Annotated in this window: 16 protein-coding genes and 1 riboswitch; of the genes, 12 read left to right on the top strand and 4 right to left on the bottom strand. The window is 62.6% G+C overall.

Features of this window, described 5'->3' with window-relative positions; genetic code table 11:
• Positions 1–147: 147 nt before the first annotated feature.
• A complete protein-coding gene (locus P0D96_RS05850) occupies positions 148–1,908 on the top strand; it encodes an OmpA family protein (protein WP_408312425.1) in 1,761 nt (586 codons plus the stop codon).
• A 65-nt stretch (positions 1,909–1,973) separates the two neighbouring features.
• Here P0D96_RS05850 and P0D96_RS05845 read toward each other — a convergent pair whose 3' ends face one another.
• On the bottom strand, positions 1,974–2,936 hold the full coding sequence (locus P0D96_RS05845) for a LysR family transcriptional regulator (RefSeq protein ID WP_408312422.1): 963 nt from the start codon (positions 2,934–2,936) through the stop codon (positions 1,974–1,976).
• Positions 2,937–3,196: 260 nt separating this feature from the next.
• Between P0D96_RS05845 and P0D96_RS05840 the strand changes: the two genes are divergently transcribed.
• The 11 genes from P0D96_RS05840 to P0D96_RS05790 all read left to right on the top strand — a co-directional run bounded on the left by P0D96_RS05840 (position 3,197) and on the right by P0D96_RS05790 (position 16,026).
• Positions 3,197–3,973: a glycosyltransferase family 2 protein gene (locus P0D96_RS05840; protein ID WP_408312419.1), complete on the top strand. Its 777-nt coding sequence runs from the start codon at positions 3,197–3,199 to the stop codon at positions 3,971–3,973.
• 96 nt (positions 3,974–4,069) lie between these two features.
• Positions 4,070–4,206: riboswitch (S-adenosyl-L-homocysteine riboswitch) on the top strand.
• Between the two features lie 33 nt (positions 4,207–4,239).
• Entirely contained in the window at positions 4,240–5,661 is a 1,422-nt protein-coding gene (ahcY, locus tag P0D96_RS05835; RefSeq protein WP_132376629.1) for an adenosylhomocysteinase, read from the top strand.
• Between the two features lie 140 nt (positions 5,662–5,801).
• Positions 5,802–6,155 (top strand): phage holin family protein, encoded by a 354-nt coding sequence (locus tag P0D96_RS05830; protein WP_132376630.1) that lies wholly within the window; start codon positions 5,802–5,804, stop codon positions 6,153–6,155.
• Positions 6,156–6,166: 11 nt separating this feature from the next.
• The gene (gene metF, locus P0D96_RS05825; RefSeq protein ID WP_132376631.1) at positions 6,167–6,997 is read left to right on the top strand and encodes a methylenetetrahydrofolate reductase [NAD(P)H]; all 831 of its coding nucleotides are present in this window, start codon (positions 6,167–6,169) and stop codon (positions 6,995–6,997) included.
• A 263-nt stretch (positions 6,998–7,260) separates the two neighbouring features.
• Positions 7,261–8,904, top strand: coding sequence for an ABC transporter substrate-binding protein (locus P0D96_RS05820; RefSeq protein ID WP_408312416.1), 1,644 nt, complete (start codon positions 7,261–7,263; stop codon positions 8,902–8,904).
• 242 nt (positions 8,905–9,146) lie between these two features.
• On the top strand, positions 9,147–10,775 hold the full coding sequence (locus tag P0D96_RS05815) for an ABC transporter substrate-binding protein (protein WP_116118485.1): 1,629 nt from the start codon (positions 9,147–9,149) through the stop codon (positions 10,773–10,775).
• A gap of 138 nt (positions 10,776–10,913) precedes the next feature.
• Complete coding sequence (locus P0D96_RS05810) at positions 10,914–11,924, top strand: ABC transporter permease subunit (protein ID WP_091798153.1); 1,011 nt, start codon at positions 10,914–10,916, stop codon at positions 11,922–11,924.
• A 6-nt stretch (positions 11,925–11,930) separates the two neighbouring features.
• Positions 11,931–12,848 (top strand): ABC transporter permease subunit, encoded by a 918-nt coding sequence (locus P0D96_RS05805; protein ID WP_408312414.1) that lies wholly within the window; start codon positions 11,931–11,933, stop codon positions 12,846–12,848.
• Position 12,849: 1 nt separating this feature from the next.
• Positions 12,850–13,854 carry an ABC transporter ATP-binding protein gene (locus P0D96_RS05800; protein WP_408312411.1) on the top strand — a complete coding sequence of 335 codons (1,005 nt, stop codon included), beginning with the start codon at positions 12,850–12,852 and terminating at the stop codon, positions 13,852–13,854.
• Complete coding sequence (locus P0D96_RS05795) at positions 13,851–14,870, top strand: peptide ABC transporter ATP-binding protein (RefSeq protein ID WP_132376635.1); 1,020 nt, start codon at positions 13,851–13,853, stop codon at positions 14,868–14,870. Before P0D96_RS05800 ends, P0D96_RS05795 begins: the two co-directional genes overlap by 4 nt.
• The gene (locus tag P0D96_RS05790) at positions 14,863–16,026 is read left to right on the top strand and encodes a TraB/GumN family protein (protein ID WP_408312408.1); all 1,164 of its coding nucleotides are present in this window, start codon (positions 14,863–14,865) and stop codon (positions 16,024–16,026) included. Before P0D96_RS05795 ends, P0D96_RS05790 begins: the two co-directional genes overlap by 8 nt.
• A gap of 108 nt (positions 16,027–16,134) precedes the next feature.
• Here the strand turns inward: P0D96_RS05790 and P0D96_RS05785 are convergent, their stop codons facing one another.
• From P0D96_RS05785 to P0D96_RS05775, 3 genes are all read right to left on the bottom strand, one after another.
• Entirely contained in the window at positions 16,135–17,970 is a 1,836-nt protein-coding gene (locus P0D96_RS05785; protein WP_408312405.1) for a tetratricopeptide repeat protein, read from the bottom strand.
• A 214-nt stretch (positions 17,971–18,184) separates the two neighbouring features.
• On the bottom strand, positions 18,185–19,141 hold the full coding sequence (locus P0D96_RS05780; RefSeq protein WP_408234765.1) for a DUF979 domain-containing protein: 957 nt from the start codon (positions 19,139–19,141) through the stop codon (positions 18,185–18,187).
• Positions 19,138–19,887, bottom strand: coding sequence for a DUF969 domain-containing protein (locus P0D96_RS05775; protein ID WP_132376639.1), 750 nt, complete (start codon positions 19,885–19,887; stop codon positions 19,138–19,140). Before P0D96_RS05775 ends, P0D96_RS05780 begins: the two co-directional genes overlap by 4 nt.
• Between the last annotated feature and the right edge of the window lie 2 nt (positions 19,888–19,889).

The following is a 19,889-nucleotide window of genomic DNA, read 5'->3' as shown; positions in this document are numbered from 1 at the left end:
CTGCTAAATATGAGACAAATTGGGTGAACGTCTGCCAATTCGTCATAAATTGTGCCGTTTCGTTTATGAGATTTCCCGAAACCTATAATCGCGCCGCAAAAAGCAGCGCGTCAGGTGGCGCGTTCGGGAACTCCAGGAAGCGAAGCGATGAGCATCAACGCAATTCAATTGATTCAGTCCGCCATGACGGACGGTGTCGTACGGCAGCTAGCGGGGCGCTTCGGGCTGCCGCCGGACGCGACTCAAAAGGTGCTGGCCACCACGGCGCCGTCGCTCATCGCGGGCCTGATGCAAAAGGGCGCGACGCTTGACGGCGCGCGTTCGCTTTTCGCTACGATTCTCTCGCCGGAGGTGAACGGCCATATCGCCGAACAGTTGCCGCATCTGGTTGGCAGCACGAACGGCGTGAGCCAACTGGAAATGGCCGGGCGGCAATTGCTCGAACGGGCGCTGGACCGCCCCGTCGACGCGCTGAGCGATGAGGTCGCCTCGCAAACCGGGGTGCCGGCGCACGCCACGCATGCCATGACGGGCATCGTCGGTGCAACCCTGCTTGGCTTGCTGAAGCGGCATTGTCTTGAAGGTCAGGGCAATGCCGGGCAATTGCCCACGCTGCTCGGTCATCAACTGCCGGTCATTGCGCCTTATCTGAACGACCGGTTGATGGCCACGCTCGGCCTGAGCGGCCTTGGCGCGTTTGTCGGCAACATTCTGGCGCAGTTGAAGGCCGTTTCGTCGCATATCGATCATCCGACGCCCGCGGCCAAGCCGGTGGCCGACGCGTTGTCGAACGTCCACGTGCCTGTGGACGCTGTGGTGCGCGAAGAACGCCATTCGCACACGTGGCTGTGGTGGCTGCTCGCGGTCGTCGCGGCGGTGCTGGCCTTTCTGTTTCTGCGCGGCTGCCAAAGCCAGCAGAGCGTCGGCCGCGCCGACGGGCGCGGCGGTTCCGAAGCGGCGATCACCATACCGGCGGCATCGGCGCCGGTTCAGGCTTCAGGTGCCGTGCTAGCCGCCAGCGATGCGGCGGTGCTGGCGTCGGCAGCCAGCGCATTGATGCCCGCGAGTTCAGCGAGCGGCGCAAGCGACGCGCACCAACCAGCCGCCGCACCCGCGCCGACCCAGGACAGCCAGCTCAGTTTCACCGTCGACGTCGCCGGCAAACCGACGCTCACGGCCACCGTCGGCAGCGAAGCCGAAAAGACCCAATTCATGGATGAGTTGACCAAGCGCCTCGGTCAATACAATTTCGTCCCGAACATCACGGTCGATCCGGCCACTAAGCCGGCCGACTGGCTGGTCCATTTCGACGGCCTGTTGCCGCTGCTGTCGCTGCCCGGCGCGGAAGTGAAAGTGATTGGCACGCAGATCGAACTGAGCGGCACCGCAGCGGACAAGAAGCTCGGCTTGCTCGACGAACTGAAGTCGCTGCTCGGCACGTCGTATCAGATCGGTTCGTTCGACCTCGCGCACGCCGTCGCCGATGCCAACGAGAACTTCCGCGGCGCGATCAAGAGCCTGCTCACGCCGGATAGTCCGTGCGTCACAGCAGACGTGGTCAAGGTGCTGAACCTGCAGGTGATCAACTTCGCGAGCGCCAGCGCGCATGTGCCTGCTTCGGCGGTGGAAGATCTGAACCAGTCGGCGCGCGTGCTGAACGCCTGCGCGCGCAACGGCAAGACAGCACGGCTGGAAGTGGCGGGCTACTCGGACAACGTCGGCGGCGAACAGGCGAATCTGCAATTGTCGAAGCAACGTGCGGAAGCGGTGCGCGCCTATCTCGTCAAGACGGGCGTGCCGGCTAAATCGCTGATGGCGCAAGGCTACGGTCAAGCGCGTCCGGTCGCGAGCAACGACACGGCGAGCGGCCGCTTCGCCAACCGCCGCATCGAGTTCGTTGCGCAATAGTAAGCACGGCCAGGACCAAGCATGCGAGACATGCCGCCCGGTTCACGTCGGGCGGCATCGTCGTGTCATTTGGCGGGCGGTGTCGGAAACGGCGTCGTGATGCCGGTCACGCCGATGCCCGGCCCAAGCATGAAATCGTCGCCGGCCTGACCGGGCAACGCCTCACGGGCGACCTCGAGCCACGCGCGCGCGGCGTGCGACAGATAACCATTGCGGCGCCAGCCGATTGCCATTTCCCACGGAATTTCCGGTTCCACCACCGGCCGGCAAGTGAACTGCGCGGGGTCGAGACGCCGGCAATACGGCGCCGGCAACAGCGCGATGCCGACACCGGCAAGCACCAGCGCCGCCATAAAATCCCAATGCCCACTGCGTCCGACGATGGTCGGCGCAAAGCCGGCGGTACGGCACGCGTTCAGCACGACATCATTGAGAGCGAGACTTTCGCCGTAAAACACGAACGGCTCGTTGGCGAGTTGCGCGAGCGGCACCTCGTGCAGATCGTCCCAGCTAGAGCCGGTGCGCGCGACCAGCCATAGCAGTTGGCGCGTCATGGGCAGCACGTCGATATTTTCCGGGTCGACCGGTTGCAACACGCCGCCTAAGTCCAGTTCACCGTTGATCAGCGCGGTCTCGATGGCGCGTGAACCCTGCTCGAACAGCTTCAGTTCGATTTTCGGATAACGCTGGCGAAACGCGGCGATGGCCGGCGTGAAGAGCGAGCCGCCCATCGGCGGAATGCCGATGGTGAGTTGACCGCGGCCGAGCGTGTCGAGATCGTTCAGTTCAGCCTGCAACTGCGCGTGCGCCGCCAGCACGTCCTGACCGCGCTGGTAGACGATCCGGCCGGCATCGGTCAGCACCATCTGGCGCCCGTCGCGCAGCAAAAGCGGGGAGCCGATTTCATCCTCCAGCGACTTGACCATCTTGCTGATGGTCGGCTGCGTGACGAACATCTGCTCGGCGGCGACGGTGAAACTTTGCTGACGCACCACTTCGACGAAATACCGCAGCGCACGTAGTTCCACGATCTCAGGCTCCAGAATTCCAAATTGGAATGATCTCAGTGATTGTAAGTCAATATGTTTATATTGCAGAAAGGTCGTGCGGAGCGGTCGGGATGGTTGCGCGCCGGCGTCGCGGTCGACAATCGCGGTCGTTGTGTTCGGTCGAAGTCAGGCTCTGCGCCGAGGAGAAGAGGTCGCACCCATTTCAAGATGGAACGGCGCGCGAACGGCATAACATCTGTGGATCTCCACCGCCGCCCCGCCCATCGCGCCCGTTCATCATGACGCCCGTTTCGATCATCATTCCCTGCTATAACGGCGCGGCGACACTCGCGCGTGCTTTGCAAAGTTGCCGGATTCAGCCTGAAGCCGCACAGATCATCGTGGTGGACGACGGCTCGGCCGATGCCTCCGCAGACATCGTGGCCCAAATCGGCCGCGTCGACGCGCGCGTGGGTCTGCTACGAATGCCTTACAACGGCGGCGCGGCGCGAGCGCGCAACTGGGGCGCGATGCATGCGTCGCACGACCTGATCGCCTTCCTCGACGCCGACGACGAATACCTTCCCGGCGCACTCTCCGCCGCGAGTGCATTCCTCGCGCAAAACCCAAAGGACGTGTCCGTGCGGCTCGACGTCGAGTACGCGGATTTTCCGCGCGACCTCACGGCTCATCCGGACTTCGCCGCGCACGCGGCGACGCTCAGCAATACGGTGCCGAGCGGCCTGTCCATTCGCCGCGCCGTGTACCTCGCACTCGGCGGCTTTCCAATGGACGATGCGTTTCGCCGTATAGGCGGCGAAGACGGCGCGTTGTCGTGGGCGCTGCGCGATATATTCGGCAACCCGCGGCTGAATGACGTGAAGCGCGTGCGCATGCATTATCACGCGGGGATTCACGCCGAACGCTATTTCCGCATCGCACTCGGACTGCAGATTCCGGATCCAGCCGATGTCGCTGAAGCGTTCCGCGTTTCCAGGCAGTTCGTCGACACCGCGCGCGCAGGCATCGCGCAATTGCGCGCGGCTAACGTGATGGCAGAGACTGCCGCGTCGTAAGTCACGCGGCAACCATCGCGTCGGCTTTGCGCACACACGAAACCCAAGAAAACGCGCGCGCCCCGAAGCCATCTCGATTTGCTACAATCGCCGTTCGTCGCCGAGGAGCGTTGCGACGGGTACCGCGAATCAGGCTATTCGCCGGCTGCCCGCCAGGCTCGGAGACTTCAATCGGAGGGCTCGGATGCGCATAGCGCTTTCCCATCCACCGCATCGAACCGCGCTCACGTCAAATTTCTAGTCAATTTCTTAGAAAGGAGGGCGTGATGAACGCCGCAGTTATCGATTCCAAAAATTCCCAGGATTTCGTTGTTGCCGACATGTCGCTTGCCGACTGGGGCCGCAAGGAACTCAACATCGCCGAGACGGAAATGCCCGGTCTCGTGCAGACGCGCGAAGAGTACAAGGCGCAGCAGCCGCTGAAGGGCGCGCGCATCGCAGGTTCGCTGCACATGACGATTCAAACCGGCGTGCTGATCGAGACGCTGACCGCGCTCGGCGCGGACGTGCGCTGGGCATCGTGCAATATCTTCTCGACTCAGGATCATGCCGCCGCGGCAATCGCCAAGGCCGGCACACCGGTGTTCGCGTTCAAGGGCGAATCGCTCGACGAGTACTGGGAATTCTCGCACCGCATTTTCGAATGGCCGAACGGCGAATTCGCCAACATGATCCTCGACGACGGCGGCGACGCCACGTTGCTGCTGATCCTCGGCTCGAAGGCTGAAAAAGACCGTTCGGTGATCTCGAAGCCGACCAACGAGGAAGAAGTCGCGCTGTACAAGTCGATCGAGCGTCATCTGGACGCCGACCCGACGTGGTACTCCACGCGCCTCGCACACATCCAGGGCGTGACGGAAGAAACCACGACCGGCGTGCACCGCCTGTATCAGATGGAAAAAGAAGGCCGCCTGCCGTTCCCGGCCATCAACGTCAACGACTCGGTCACCAAGTCGAAGTTCGACAACCTGTACGGCTGCCGTGAGTCGCTGGTCGACGGTATCAAGCGCGCGACCGACGTGATGATCGCGGGCAAGATCGCCGTGGTTGCCGGTTACGGCGACGTGGGCAAGGGCTGCGCGCAATCGTTGCGCGGTCTGGGCGCGACGGTGTGGGTTACCGAAATCGATCCGATCTGCGCGCTGCAGGCGGCGATGGAAGGCTACCGTGTCGTGACGATGGAATACGCGGCGGACAAGGCCGACATCTTCGTGACGGCAACCGGCAACTACCACGTGATCGGCCACGACCACATGAAGGCGATGCGTCACAACGCGATCGTCTGCAACATCGGTCACTTCGACTCGGAAATCGACGTGGCATCGACCCGTCAGTACGAGTGGGACAACATCAAGCCGCAAGTCGACCACATCATTTTCCCGGACGGCAAGCGCGTGATCCTGCTGGCTGAAGGCCGCCTCGTGAACCTGGGTTGCGCGACGGGCCACCCGTCGTTCGTGATGTCGAATTCGTTCACGAATCAGACGCTCGCGCAGATCGAACTGTTCACGCAAGGCAAGAAGTACGAGAACAAGGTGTACGTGTTGCCGAAGCATCTGGACGAGAAGGTCGCACGCCTGCATCTCGCGCGCATCGGCGCGAACCTGACCGTGCTGTCGGACGATCAGGCCGGCTACATCGGCGTCGACAAGAACGGTCCGTTCAAGCCGAACCACTACCGCTATTAAGCGCGCCGCAGGCGGTTTGACAGCATGACAGTTTGACGACAGGGCGGCGCATCATGCGCCGCTTTGTTCGCCATGCCCGCCTGCCGCTCTCTGTTGCGCGCTTTTTCCCGTTATCGGACATCCTGCCAAAGGAGCTCTACATGACCGTGCTGCTGACCTGGCTGATCAACGCGCTTGCGCTCCTGATCATCACCTACCTCGTCCCGTCGATTCATATCCGCAGTTTCGGCACCGCATTGATCGTCGCGGTGGTGCTCGGGTTGATCAACACGATCCTGCGGCCGTTGCTGATTCTGCTGACGCTGCCCGTCACGATTCTCACGCTCGGACTCTTCATTCTGGTGGTCAATGCGCTGTGCTTCTGGCTGTGCGCGTCGCTGCTGAAGGGCTTTGAAGTGTCGGGTTTCTGGTCGGCGTTCTTCGGCTCGATCCTGTACAGCATCGTTTCGTGGCTGCTGTCCGCGCTTATTTTTGGCAACCGCAGTCTCGGTTGACCCACTGAATCATGAACCCGATCGAACTTTCATTCGAATTCTTCCCGCCGAAAACGCAGGAAGGCGTCGACAAGCTGCGCGCCACACGCGCCCAGCTCGCCACGCTCAAGCCCAAGTTCGTGTCCGTCACGTTCGGCGCCGGCGGCTCGACGCAACAGGGCACGCTCGATACCGTCGTCGATATGGCGAAGGAAGGGCTCGAAGCGGCGCCGCACGTGTCGTGCATCGGCTCATCGAAAGAGAGCCTGCGCGCTATTCTCAACGAATACCGCGCGCATGGCATTCGCCATATCGTCGCGCTGCGCGGCGATCTGCCGTCCGGCATGGGCGAAGTCGGCGAGCTGCGCTATGCGTCGGAACTGGTGAGCTTCATCCGCGCCGAGTTCGGCGACTGGTTCTGGATCGAGGTGGCCGGCTACCCGGAATACCACCCGCAGTCGCGCTCGCCGCGTCACGATCTGGAAAACTTCGCCCGCAAGGTGAAGTCCGGCGCCAATTCGGCGATCACGCAGTACTTCTTCAACGCGGACGCGTACTTCCGTTTCGTCGACGACGCGAAAAAACTCGGCGTGGATGTGCCGATCGTGCCGGGCATCATGCCGATCACGAACTTCTCGCAACTGATGCGTTTCTCGGAGATGTGCGGCGCTGAAGTGCCACGCTGGATCGCGCGCCGGCTGGAAAGCTTCGGCGACGATCGCGAATCGATTCGCGCGTTCGGGCTGGATGTGGTGACCGACCTGTGCGGGCGTCTGATTGACGCCAAAGTGCCGGGTCTGCACTTCTACACGCTGAACGGCGCCGCAGCGACCAAAGCGATCTGCGAACGGTTGGGCGTTTAAGCTCCTATCACGTTGTCGAGACGAAACCGCGCGGCTGACGCAGCCGTGCGGTTTTTTTTCGCGCTGCAAATGCCATGCGACTGTCAGGCGAATGAAGCCGGAATGACCAATCCGACGCTGGCACAATCGTCGCAACGGCTGCTGCGTCGCAACAAACACGCCAGCCCGACCCAAGCTTGCGGCGCGTAAGCCCGCATTGAACCCGATTTTTGTGCTGTCTATGATCAAAGCGCAGCTGACGTGGCTGCTGTGCGGAGAACGTGATGACGGTATCCAAGTTGCTGTTTGCAGTTCGCCAAACCTGCCTTCCGGCGTTGAGCGTCTGTGCGGTTCTGAGCGCCGGGTTTTCGCCCGCCGTCGCCGACGCGGCCAAGCTGCCTGACAAGACCCTCGTGTTCTGCTCCGAGGGCAGTCCGGCGGGCTTCGACAGTGCGCAATACACCACCAGCGTGGAGTTCAGCGCGGGGTCGTACACGGTCTACAACCGCCTGATCGAGTTCGCGCACGGCAGCACGGATATCGAGCCGGGTCTCGCCGAGAAATGGGACGTGTCGCCGGACGGGCTGACCTATACGTTTCATTTGCGCCACGGCGTGAAGTTCCAGACCACGGCGTTCTTCAAGCCGACGCGCGAATTCAATGCGGACGACGTCGTCTTCACCTATCAGCGCATGCTCGATCCGGAACAACCGTTCCGCAAGGCGTACTCGGTGCCGTTCCCGTATTTCACCGATCTGGGCCTCGCCAAGAACATCACGAAGGTCGAAGCGGTCGATCCGTACACGGTGCGTTTCACGCTGAAGGAAGTCGACGCACCGTTTTTACAACAGATCGCGATGCCGTTCGCCTCGATTCTCTCGGCGGAATACGGCGATCAGTTATTGAAAGCGGGTAAAGCGTCGGATATCAATCAATATCCGGTCGGCACCGGTCCATTTATTTTCCGCAGCTATACGAAAGACGACACGATTCGCTTCGACGGTAATCCCGACTACTGGAAGCCGGGCGTCGTCAAAGTCGGCAAGCTGATATTCGCGATTACCGTCGATCCGGCCGTGCGTCTGCAGAAACTGAAACGCGGCGAATGCCAGGTGATGTCGTATCCGCGTCCCGCCGATATTCCGACGGTGAAAACCGATGCGTCGCTCGTCATGCCGAACGAGGTGGGTTTCAACCTCGGCTATATCGCCTACAACACCACCAAAAAGCCGCTCGACAACGTGCTGGTGCGCCGCGCGCTCGATATGTCGATCAATAAGAAAGCGATTATCGAGTCGGTGTATCAAGGCGCGGGCCAGGCGGCGACCAACCCCATGCCGCCGACCCAGTGGGGCTACGACAAGAATCTGAAGGACGCCCCGTACGACACCGAAAAAGCCAAAGCGCTGCTGAAACAGGCGGGTTATCCGGACGGCTTCGATTTGACGCTGTGGGCCATGCCGGTTCAACGGCCTTATAACCCGAATGCGCGGCTGATGGCGGAAATGCTGCAATCCGATTGGGCGAAGATCGGCGTCAAGGTGAAGATCGCCACCTTTGAATGGGGCGAATATATTCGCCGCGGCCATGCCGGCGAGCATGAAGCCATGCTGATCGGCTGGACCGGCGATTATGGCGATCCGGATAACTGGCTCGGCGTATTGCTGGGCTGCGACGCGGTCAACGGCAGTAACTTTTCCAAATGGTGCTACAAACCTTATGACGATTTGATCAGAAAGGGCCGTGGCACGACCGCTCTGCCTGAGCGCACCAAGGCTTATACGGAAGCCCAGGAAATTTTCAAGGATCAGGTTCCGTTCACGCCGATCGCCCACTCCACGGTCTATCAGCCGATCAGCAAGAACGTCACGGGCTTCAAGATCGACCCGTTCGGCCCGACGCAATTCATGAATGTGGGTCTGAAATAAGGCCCGCGGGCCGTTTTTTGCTGAGACGACCCTCTAAAGCCGCATGCTCCGGCCAGCGCCGGCGTGCGGCGGCCCTTATGCCCGAATGGTTTCCGATCGTCCACGCTGCGGGGGATCGGAGTAACCGGCAAAGCGGTAACTCCGATCGACACACCTGGAATTTCCTCCGCTTGGTGCTGTGAGCCAAGCTCAAGTAATATCGCGCTACGCCGGCGGGAGCCGGCCACGAACCTGGAGGAAACATGAAGCAAAACAATCTGTTGCGCGCCGCGCGTGTTACGACGCTCGTCGCAGCTGCAGCGGCATCGATGGTGGGCGCAAGTGTCGCCCGCGCTGAGATTCCGAACAAAACCCTGGTCTACTGCTCAGAAGGCAGCCCTGCGGGTTTCGATCCTGCCCAATACACCACGGGCACCGATTTCACGGCTAATACGTTCACGGTCTACAACCGTCTCGTCGAATTCGAACGCGGCGGCACCAAGGTCGAACCGGGCCTCGCCGAAAAGTGGGACGTGTCCGCGGACGGCAAGACGTACACGTTCCATCTGCGTCATGGCGTGAAGTTCCAGACCACGTCGTTCTTCAAGCCGACGCGCGAATTCAATGCGGACGACGTCGTGTTCACGTTCCAGCGCATGCTGGACCCGAACTCGGCCTTTCATAAGGCTTACCCGGTCCAGTTCCCGTACTTCACGGACATGGGCCTCGACAAGCTGATCACCAGTGTCGAAAAGGTCGATCCGTACACGGTCAAGTTCACGCTGAAGGAAGTCAACGCGCCGTTCATCCAGAATCTGGCAATGGAATACGCGTCGATTCTCTCGGGTGAATACGGCGACCAGTTGATGAAAGCCGGCAAGGCCGCCGACATCAACCAGTTCCCGGTCGGCACGGGCCCGTTCATCTTCCGCAGCTACACGAAGGACGCGACGATCCGCTTCGACGGCAATCCGGATTACTGGAAGCCGAACACGGTGAAGATCTCCAAGCTGATCTTCTCGATCACGCCGGACGCCGGCGTGCGCGTGCAGAAGATCAAGCGCGACGAATGCCAGGTGATGAGCTATCCGCGTCCCGCCGACATCGCGCCGCTGAAGGCTGAAGCGAACATCGCGATGCCGTCGCAACCGGGCTTCAACCTCGGCTACCTCGCGTACAACGTGACGCACAAGCCGGTCGACAAGGTCGAAGTGCGTCAGGCGCTCGACATGGCGATCAACAAGAAGGCGATCATCGACTCGGTGTACCAGGGCGCGGGCCAGGCTGCCACGAATCCGATGCCGCCGACCCAATGGTCGTACGACAAGAACCTGAAGAGCGCGTCTTACGATACCGACAAGGCCAAGGCCCTGCTGGCGAAGGCTGGCTACCCGAACGGCTTCGACATCACGCTGTGGGCGATGCCGGTGCAACGCGCGTACAACCCGAACGCCCGCCTGATGGCGGAAATGATCCAGGCCGACTGGGCCAAGATCGGCGTGAAGGCGAAGATCGTCACGTATGAGTGGGGCGAGTACATCAAGCGCGCTCACGCAGGTGAGGACGACACGATGCTGATTGGCTGGACCGGCGACAACGGCGATCCGGACAACTGGCTCGGCACGCTGCTCGGCTGCGAAGCGGTGAACGGCAACAACTTCTCGAAGTGGTGCTATAAGCCGTTCGACGACCTGATCCAGAAGGGTCGCGTCACGTCTGATCAGGGCGCGCGCACGACGGCTTACATGCAGGCGCAGCAGATTTTCGCGCAGCAACTGCCGTTCTCGCCGATCGCTCACTCCACGGTGTACCAGCCTGTCAGCAAGAAGGTGGTGGACATGCGCATCGAACCGCTCGGCTACGCGCGTTTCGATGGCGTCAGCATCAAGTAATTCGTCAAGCTAGTCGTAAAATTCGCGCAGTACGCTTTTCGCACGGTTAGAAAACTGGTCGAAATGGTCCGGCGACCGGGGTCACGAGCCCTCGTCGCCGGTTGCGTTTTTTCTTCACCAAGACCATAGGGACGAACCATGTTCCGCTTTGTTTTGCGCCGCATCGGCATGGTGATTCCGACCTTCATCGGCATCACGATCCTCGCGTTTGCGCTGATTCACCTGATACCGGGCGACCCCATCGAAGTGATGATGGGCGAGCGCGGCGTCGATCCCGCCATGCACGCCGCCGCGATGCACCGGCTCGGGCTCGACGAATCCCTGCCGATGCAGTACGTCCACTACATCGGGCGCGCGCTGCACGGCGACCTCGGCACCTCGATCATCACCAACACCAGCGTGATGGGCGAATTCCTCGCACGCTTTCCCGCTACCGTCGAACTGTCGATCTGCGCGATGCTGTTCGCGCTGATCGTCGGCTTGCCGGCGGGCGTGTTCGCGGCGTTGCGGCGCGGCACGGTGGTCGATCACGGCGTGATGGGCACGGCCCTGACCGGCTACTCGATGCCGATCTTCTGGTGGGGCTTGATCCTCATCATGGTGTTCTCCGTGAAGCTCGGCTGGACTCCGGTGTCCGGCCGCATCGCGGTCGAATACGACATTCCGCACGTGACCGGCTTCATGCTGATCGACGCGATGATGTCCACCGACGAAGGCGCGTTCAAGTCCGCGCTGAGCCATCTGATCCTGCCGGCCATCGTGCTCGGCACGATTCCGCTGGCGGTCGTCGCGCGCATGACGCGCTCGTCGATGCTCGAAGTGCTGCGTGAGGACTACATCCGCACCGCGCGCGCGAAGGGCTTGTCGCCGGGGCGCGTGATCGTCGTGCATGCATTGCGCAATGCGCTGATTCCGGTGGTGACGGTGATCGGTCTGCAGGTCGGCACGCTGCTCGCGGGCGCGGTGCTGACCGAGACGCTGTTTTCGTGGCCGGGTATCGGCAAGTGGCTGATCGACGCGATCGGCCGGCGCGACTATCCGGTGGTGCAGGGCGGTATCCTGATGATCGCCACGCTGGTGATCGTCGTGAACCTCGTCGTCGATTTGTTGTACGGCGTGCTGAATCCGCGCATCCGCCATACGAGGTGAACCGAAATGGCAGACATTCAAAATACAGTCCCCCAGTCGGTCACTCCTCCGAGTGGCCGCGCTATCGCCGCCCGGGAATTCTGGGCGAATTTCTCGCGTAACCGTGGCGCGGTCAGCGCCGGCGTCATCGTGCTCGTGCTGATCTTCATCGCGATCTTCGCGCCGTTGATCGCGCCGCACAGTCCGATCGAGCAATACCGCGACTTCGTCAAGATTCCGCCCGCATGGCTCGAGGGCGGCAGCTGGAAGTTCATTCTCGGCACCGACGAAGCGGGCCGCGACATCCTCTCGCGTCTGATGTACGGCGCGCGGCTGTCGTTCTGGATCGGCTTCGTCTCGGTGGTGCTCGCGTTGATTCCGGGCGTCGTGCTCGGTCTGATCGCGGCATTCTTCGAGAAGTGGGCCGACACGCCGATCATGCGCATCATGGACGTGCTGCTCGCGTTGCCGTCGCTGCTGCTCGCCGTCGCGGTGGTGGCGATCATCGGTCCGGGTCTCGTCAATACGATGCTGGCAATCGCGATCGTCGCGCTGCCGGGCTATGTGCGTTTGACGCGCGCATCGGCGCAAGGAGAGTTGCAGAAGGAGTACGTGACGGCCTCGCGCGTGGCGGGCGCCGGCACCTTGCGTCTGATGTTCTCGCAAGTGCTGCCGAACTGCACCGCGCCGCTGATCGTGCAGGCCACGTTGGGTTTTTCGTCGGCGATTCTCGACGCCGCGGCACTCGGCTTTCTCGGCCTCGGCGTGCAACCGCCGTCGGCGGAGTGGGGCGCAATGCTGGCCTCGGCGCGCGATTACATCGACAGCGCCTGGTGGATCGTCACCATGCCGGGTCTGTCCATCCTGATCTCGGTGCTCGCGATCAATCTGCTCGGCGACGGGCTGCGCGACGCACTCGATCCCAAACTGAAAAGGATGGCCTGACATGATTACCTTATTGACCATCCGCAATCTGGCGGTGAACTTCAACGGACTGCCCGCTGTCGACCGGATCAACCTCGATGTCGCGCCGGGCGAAGTGGTCGGCGTAGTCGGTGAATCGGGCTCGGGCAAGAGTGTGACGATGATGGCGCTGATGGGCCTGATCGACGCACCGGGCATCGTGACCGCCGACGAAATCACCTTCAACGGCAAGAACCTGCTGAAGGCGTCGGCGAAGGAACGCCGCAAGATCATCGGCAAAGACATCGCGATGGTGTTCCAGGACGCGCTCACCAGTCTGAATCCGAGCTACACCGTCGGCTATCAGATCAAGGAAGTGCTGAAGCTGCATGAAGGCTTGCGCGGTAGTGCGTTGGACAAGCGCGCGCTGGAACTGCTCGATCAGGTCGGCATTCCCGACCCGAAAGGCCGCATTGGTTCGTTTCCGCATCAGATGTCGGGCGGCATGAACCAGCGCGTGATGATCGCGATGGCGATTGCCTGCAACCCGAAGCTGCTGATCGCCGACGAGCCGACCACCGCGCTCGACGTGACGATCCAGGCGCAGATCATGGAGCTGCTGATCAAGCTGCAGAAGGAACGCGGCATGGCGCTCGTGCTGATCTCGCACGATCTGGCCGTAGTGTCCGAGGTCGCGCAACGCGTCGCGGTCATGTACGCTGGCGAAGTGATCGAGACCAACCGCGTGCCCGACATCTTCGCCGCGCCGCATCATCCGTACACGGAAGCGTTGCTGGCGGCGATTCCCGAGCACAATGTCGGCGCCGTGCGGCTCGCTGCATTGCCGGGCATGGTGCCGGGTCGCGACGATCGTCCTAAAGGATGTCTGTTCGCGCCGCGCTGCAAGTATGTGGTCGACGACTGCATGAAAGCGCGGCCCGCGCTCGCGCCGATGCAAGGTCACGCTGAAGTGGCGCGCGTGCGCTGCATCAAACCCCTGAACCTGAGCGGCGACGCCAACGTTCACACCCATGGAGGCGCACGATGAACGCAGTACTCGAAACGCGGCGCCAGTCGGACCATGCGGGCGATCACGTGTTGGTCGCGGAGCAATTGGCGCGCTACTACACGGTCAAGCGCGGCATGTTCGCGTCGGGCACGGTGAAGGCGCTCAACGGCGTCTCGTTCGCGCTCGACCGCGGCAAGACCTTGGCGGTGGTCGGCGAATCCGGCTGCGGCAAATCGACGCTCGCGCGTCAATTGACCATGATCGAAGCGCCCACCGCGGGCCGTCTGTTGATCGACGGTGAAGACGTGGCCGGCGCCGATCACGCGAAAATCGCGGCGCTGCGTCGGCGCGTGCAGATGGTGTTCCAGAACCCGTTTGCCTCGCTGAATCCACGCAAGACCGTCGAGCAGACGCTCGGCGAGCCGCTTGCGATCAACACGCAACTAAGCGTGACCGAACGCGCCGAACGGATCGCGCAGATGATGCGCACCGTCGGTCTGCGTCCGGAACATGCGAAGCGTTATCCGCATATGTTCTCCGGTGGTCAGCGCCAGCGCGTGGCGATTGCGCGCGCGATGATTCTCGACCCGCAGATCGTGGTCGCCGACGAACCCGTGTCGGCGCTCGACGTGTCGATCCAGGCGCAGATTCTGAATCTGTTCATGGATCTGCAGGAGCAGTTCAAGACCAGCTACGTGTTCATCTCGCACAACCTCTCGGTGGTGGAGCATATCGCCGACGACGTGATGGTGATGTACTTCGGCGGCGTGGCGGAGCTCGGCGACAAGAAGCGGATTTTCTCGAACCCGCGTCATCCGTACACGCGCGCGCTGATGTCGGCCACGCCGTCGATCTTCGAGGCGGATCGCACGATCAAGATCAAGCTGCAAGGTGAAATGCCCTCGCCGCTGAATCCGCCGTCGGGCTGCACGTTTCATCAGCGCTGCCCGTACGTGATCGACCGCTGCCGCAGCGAAGAACCGAAGCTGCGCGAAGTGGATGGCCGCCAGGTGTCGTGTCACCGCGCCGAGGAGGTGGGGGACGTGGATGCCTGATGGGTTGGCGGCGCGTCGTCTTACGCGCCGCTTGCGTGATGGCGGCCTGAATGCTGCTTTCACGCGGCGCTGGAGGGCGCGTGCACTGACCGGTGCCGCGCTCTTCGGCGTTTGTTCCGTATTTCATCCCGGCGTCGGGCCGATCGGCGTCGCGCATGCCGCCGGGGCGGCCGCCAATGCACCCGCGCAGGCGGGGCGTCCGGCGCTCCCGGTGCCCAACATGCCGGCGCCGCCACGCACCAGTTTGCCGGGCCTCAATCCGCCGCCCGTTGCGCCGCCTGCCTTGCCGGGCACCACGGCGAGCGGCCCGGTGCGCGCGCAGCCTGCGCGCATGCCGTTCTATGTCGCGACACGCGGCACGACCACCATCTACGTGCTGGGCACGCTGCATGTCGGCGATCCCGCCGACTACCCCGCCAATCAGCCTTTCCGCGCGCCGATCCTTGGCGCACTCGCCGCCTCGCCGACGCTGGCGCTCGAACTGTCACCCGACGAACTGCTGGTTTCGCAAGACGACGTCTCGAAGTACGGCGTCTGCCGGCGCGACTGTCTGCCGGGATTGCTGCCCGAGCCTTTGTGGCACAAGCTGGCCCTCCGGCTGCACGGCAACCCGGCGGCGCTCGAGGCCATCAAGAAGATGCGGCCGTGGCTCGCTTCGCTGCTCGTCGAAACCTACGATTCGCTGAGTGCCGGCCTGCAGACTGAGTACGGGTCGGAAGCGCAACTGCAAAATGTCTATCTCCGCACGCGCGGCAAGATCGTCGGTCTGGAGACGTTGTCGCAGCAGATGCGCGCGTTCACGGGACTGTCGCTCGCGCAGCAGCGCGAGATGCTGGCGCAGGATCTGGTGCAGACGCCGGCGGAAAACGTCGCGGATGTGCGGACCTTGCACCGTCTGTGGCGCGTGGGCGATGCGGATGCGATCGCCGCCTGGCAGGCCGCGAAATCCGAAAAACTGGCTCGCGACAAACGCATCTCCGATTCGATCGACAACAAGATCGTCTATGACCGCAACCGCCGCTTCGTTTCGCGGATGCTGCTGATCGCCGCGCCCAACAAGCCGGTTTTCGTGGCGATCGGCGCGTTGCATCTGGGTGGCCGCAAAGGCGTGCTGCAGATTTTGCGGCAGCACGGGTTTGTGGTGGAGGCGGGTTGAGCTTCATCGCAGCCCGGCACGAGATCTACGCAGCGACTCAAATGTTCTAAACCGGATCGGCCGTTCGGCCATCACCGGAAGCGGTATCTGAAGCGCCCAGTCCGACGCTCACGTGTGCCGCAAACTGCTCGCGGCGCACGCAGCCATAGCGGCCTTTAGCGTTTCGGTCACTTCCTTGACCACCGGCGCCCAATCCCCCAGCACCGCCTGCCGGAACAACCTCATCCCCGGATACCACGGCGAGTCGCGGCGCGATTCCAGCCAGCGCCAGTCCGAATTGGCGGGCAACATCAACCACACCGGCTTGCCCAATGCGCCCGCCAGATGCGCGACGCCGGTGTCCACGGCGATCACCAGGTCGAGATTCATGATCAACGCGGCCGTGTCTTCGAAACTGTTCAATTCGGCGGTGAAATCGTGGGCACGCAAAGCGGGCGGCGCGTCGGCCAGTTGCGCATGCGCCGGGCCTTTCTGCAGCGCGTACCAGGCGACGTAGTCCGACTCGCCGAGCGCGCTCAGGTCGGTTAGCGTCATCGAACGATAGCGGTCGTTGCCGAATGTAGGACTGCCGGCCCAGACGAGGCCCACCTTGCGCTTCGATTTGTCGGCCGCGCCGAGCCGTTTGCGCCATGCCTTCATCTTCGCTTTATCCGCGAACAGGTAGGGCACGTCTGCGGGAATGTCGGAGAGATCCATGCCGATGCACGACGGCACGCTCATCATCGGTACCCAGAAATCGTATTCGCCGTCGGGCTTGCCGCTGACTGCGCGATGCACGCCCGCGATCCGTTCGACCAAAGGTAGCAGCGGTTCGCGCACGCACAGGTCGACCGTCGCGCCGCGTTGGGCGAGCGCGCTTGCAAAGCGCAGGAACTGGAAGTGGTCGCCGAAACCCTGCTCGCCGACCAGCAGCAGACGACGTCCTTCGAGCGGCCCGCCATGCCATTCGGCCACGCCCGGCACCGCGATTGCGTCATAGTCGCTCTTGCGCCAGCGCAGCGCGAATTCAGCCCAGCCTTGCCGATAGTCGCCGCGCTTGAGCAACAGCCACGCGAGATTCTGATGCGCGTCCGCGTAGTGCGGATCGAGCGCGAGCGCCCGGCGATAGAAACCTTCCTCTTCGTCCAGCCGGCCTTGCGCACCGAGCGATCCGCCCAGACACACGAGGTGAGTCGGAATCGGCTTGATTGCGACTGCATGCCGGTAATGCGCTTCGGCGCCCGCGTAGTCGCCGAGCTTACCGATCAGGCTGCCCAGATTGACGTGCGCCTCCGCATAGTTAGCGCGCAGCGCCAGCGCCCGCTCGAAGCTGGCGATCGCCGCGCCCTGGTCGCCACGCGCTTTATGTGCATTGCCCGCGTTGAAGTGCGCTTCCGCCGATGTCGGATCGAGCGACAAGACCCCGCGATAGCACGCCAGGGCTTCGTCGAAACGCGCGAGTTTGCTGAGCGCCGTGCCGAGATTCAAATGCGCGTCGAGCAGCGCGGGGTTCGAGGCCAGCGCCAACCGGTACTGTTCGATCGCTTCGTCCAGGTCACCGTGCGCTTGCAGTGCGACGCCGAAGTTGTTGTGCGCGTCGGCGAAATCAGGTTGGAGTTGCAGCGCCTGGTCGTAGCAGATCATCGCTTCGTCGAGATGGCCGAGCGCGGCGGCCACGAGTCCTCGGTTGCTCCAGCAGGCGGCATCGTGACGGTCGAGTTTGAGCGCGCGGCTCATCAGGCTGGCGGCGGCGTCGTGATCACCGCGCTGGTATTGCAGCACGCCGAAGTAGTGCAGCGCTCCCGTATGGACGGGATCGAGCACGAGGGCTTCGCGATAGAGGGATTCGGCGGCGTCGAGCCGGTTGGCCTGATGCGCTTCGAGCGCGGCGTCGACCAATGAGGCGAGGTAAGCGGCGTGCGGCGGTTCGTTGCGCGCGCGATCAGACTGGGATTGATGTTCCATGGAATCTGCGGGAGAGCGTCGGCGGCGCGCGCTGCGCGTACCGGCGCGTGTGGATGGGAGAGCGTCCAGCATCGTATGGTCGCCCCCCATTTCCCGACGATCGGACGCATCCTAATTCGGTTGCATCCGTGCCGTGCAGTGAGTCCATTTCATCGACGTATCGCGGAGATATCCTGCGATACGTCGGTGTTTCTTCACATCAACGGTAAGAGTCCTACAGAAACATCAGGAAATTCAACAGCAAGATATTCACGATGAGCAAGGTCAGCGCGGTCGGTATCTGCACCTTGATCACCGCGTTCTTGTCCGGCAATTCCAGCAGCGCGGCCGGCACCATGTTGAAGTTCGCGGCCATCGGCGTCATCAGCGTGCCGCAGTAGCCGGAGAACATGCCGATCGCGACCATCACCGCCGGGTTGCCGTGAAACACGCCCACCAGAATCGGCACGCCGACACCGCCGGTCATCACCGGGAACGCCGCGAAGCCGTTGCCCATCACCATGGTGAAGAGCGCCATGCCGATGCAGTACACGGCCACCGCGATGAAGCGATAGTCGAGGCTGATGTAAGCCGTCGTCACGTGTGCGACGGCCTTGCCGACGCCTGCGTCCGAGAACACGAGGCCGAGCATGCCGAGCATCTGCGGCAGCACGGCGGCCCATGACAGCGCGTCGACCAACCGGCGCGTTTCCTTCATCGACTGGCCGACGGTGTCGCGCGTCATCACGCAGGCAATCGCGAGCGCGATCACGCAGCCGATGCCGAAACCGATCAGTGTGACGTTGGCCTTCTCGATCAGCGGCATGCCGCCGAACACCAGATGGCTCGCCGACAGCGTGATGATCACGGTGACGACCGGAATCGTCAGCGCGGGCACGAACAGCTTGTTACGCAGACGCGCGGCGCTTGCCTTACGCGCTTCGAGCGACAGCACTTTCGGCTTGCCCGCGGTCACGCCGCCGAAGCCGGCAATCAGCGCCATCACGATCACGAGCACACCGACCACGGCGGGCGGCAGCTTGTCGCCGATCAGGAAGATCAGCGCGTAAAGAATCCAGAAACCGCCGGCGGTAAAACGGCGCGGGTGATCCTTGTCCGTGACGATCATGCCGCCGACAACCAGCAGCACCACGCCCAGCAGCCAGAACAGATAGGTAATCGTGAGCGTCATGCTTTGTCTCCTGCGGCGGATTGCGTTGACGAACCAGCGACGTTGCTCGCCGGGGCATTGCCGCGCAGTTCGCGCTCGAGCTTGCGGTCGAGCAGATACAGACGGAAACCGTGAATGATGAACGCGCAGATGGCGGTCGGAATGCCCCACACGGCCACGTGAATCGGCTCGACGATGATCCCCGCTTCCTTCAGGAAGGTGGTCATCAGCACGATCGCGCCGAACGCGACGAAGATGTCCTCGCCGAAGAAGAGGCCCACGTTGTCGGTCGCCGCGGAGAACGCGCGCAGTTTGAAACGCACCGCGTCGCTGATCTTGCCGAAGCGGGTTTCGGTCGCGCCTTCGGCCATCGGCGCGATCAGCGGACGCACCATCTGCGGATGGCCGCCGAGTCCGGTCAAACCGACCGCCGCGGTCAGTTCGCGCACCAGCAGATAGACGATCAGGAGACGCCCGGCGGTGGCGGCCTTGATGCCGCCGATCCATGTTTGCGCGCGCTCACGCAGGCCATGCCGTTCGAGCAAACCGATCACGGCGAGCGGCAGGAGAATGATCAACGGGATATTGCGGGTCTTGATGAAACCGGTGCCGATCTCGGCAAGAATCTTTTCAGGCGGGAAGTGCGCGGCCAGGCCGGTGATAATCGCGGCGACCGCCACGATCAGCATCGGATTGAACCGTAATAAAAAGCCGACGATGATGACGGCCACGCCAATGAGCGGCCATAGACTAACTGTTGTCTGCATCT

Source organism: Paraburkholderia sp. RL17-347-BIC-D (assembly GCF_046027915.1).
Lineage (GTDB): Bacteria > Pseudomonadota > Gammaproteobacteria > Burkholderiales > Burkholderiaceae > Paraburkholderia.
The sequence above is the reverse complement of the archived record's forward strand: the minus strand, read 5'-3'. Positions and strand labels throughout refer to the sequence as shown.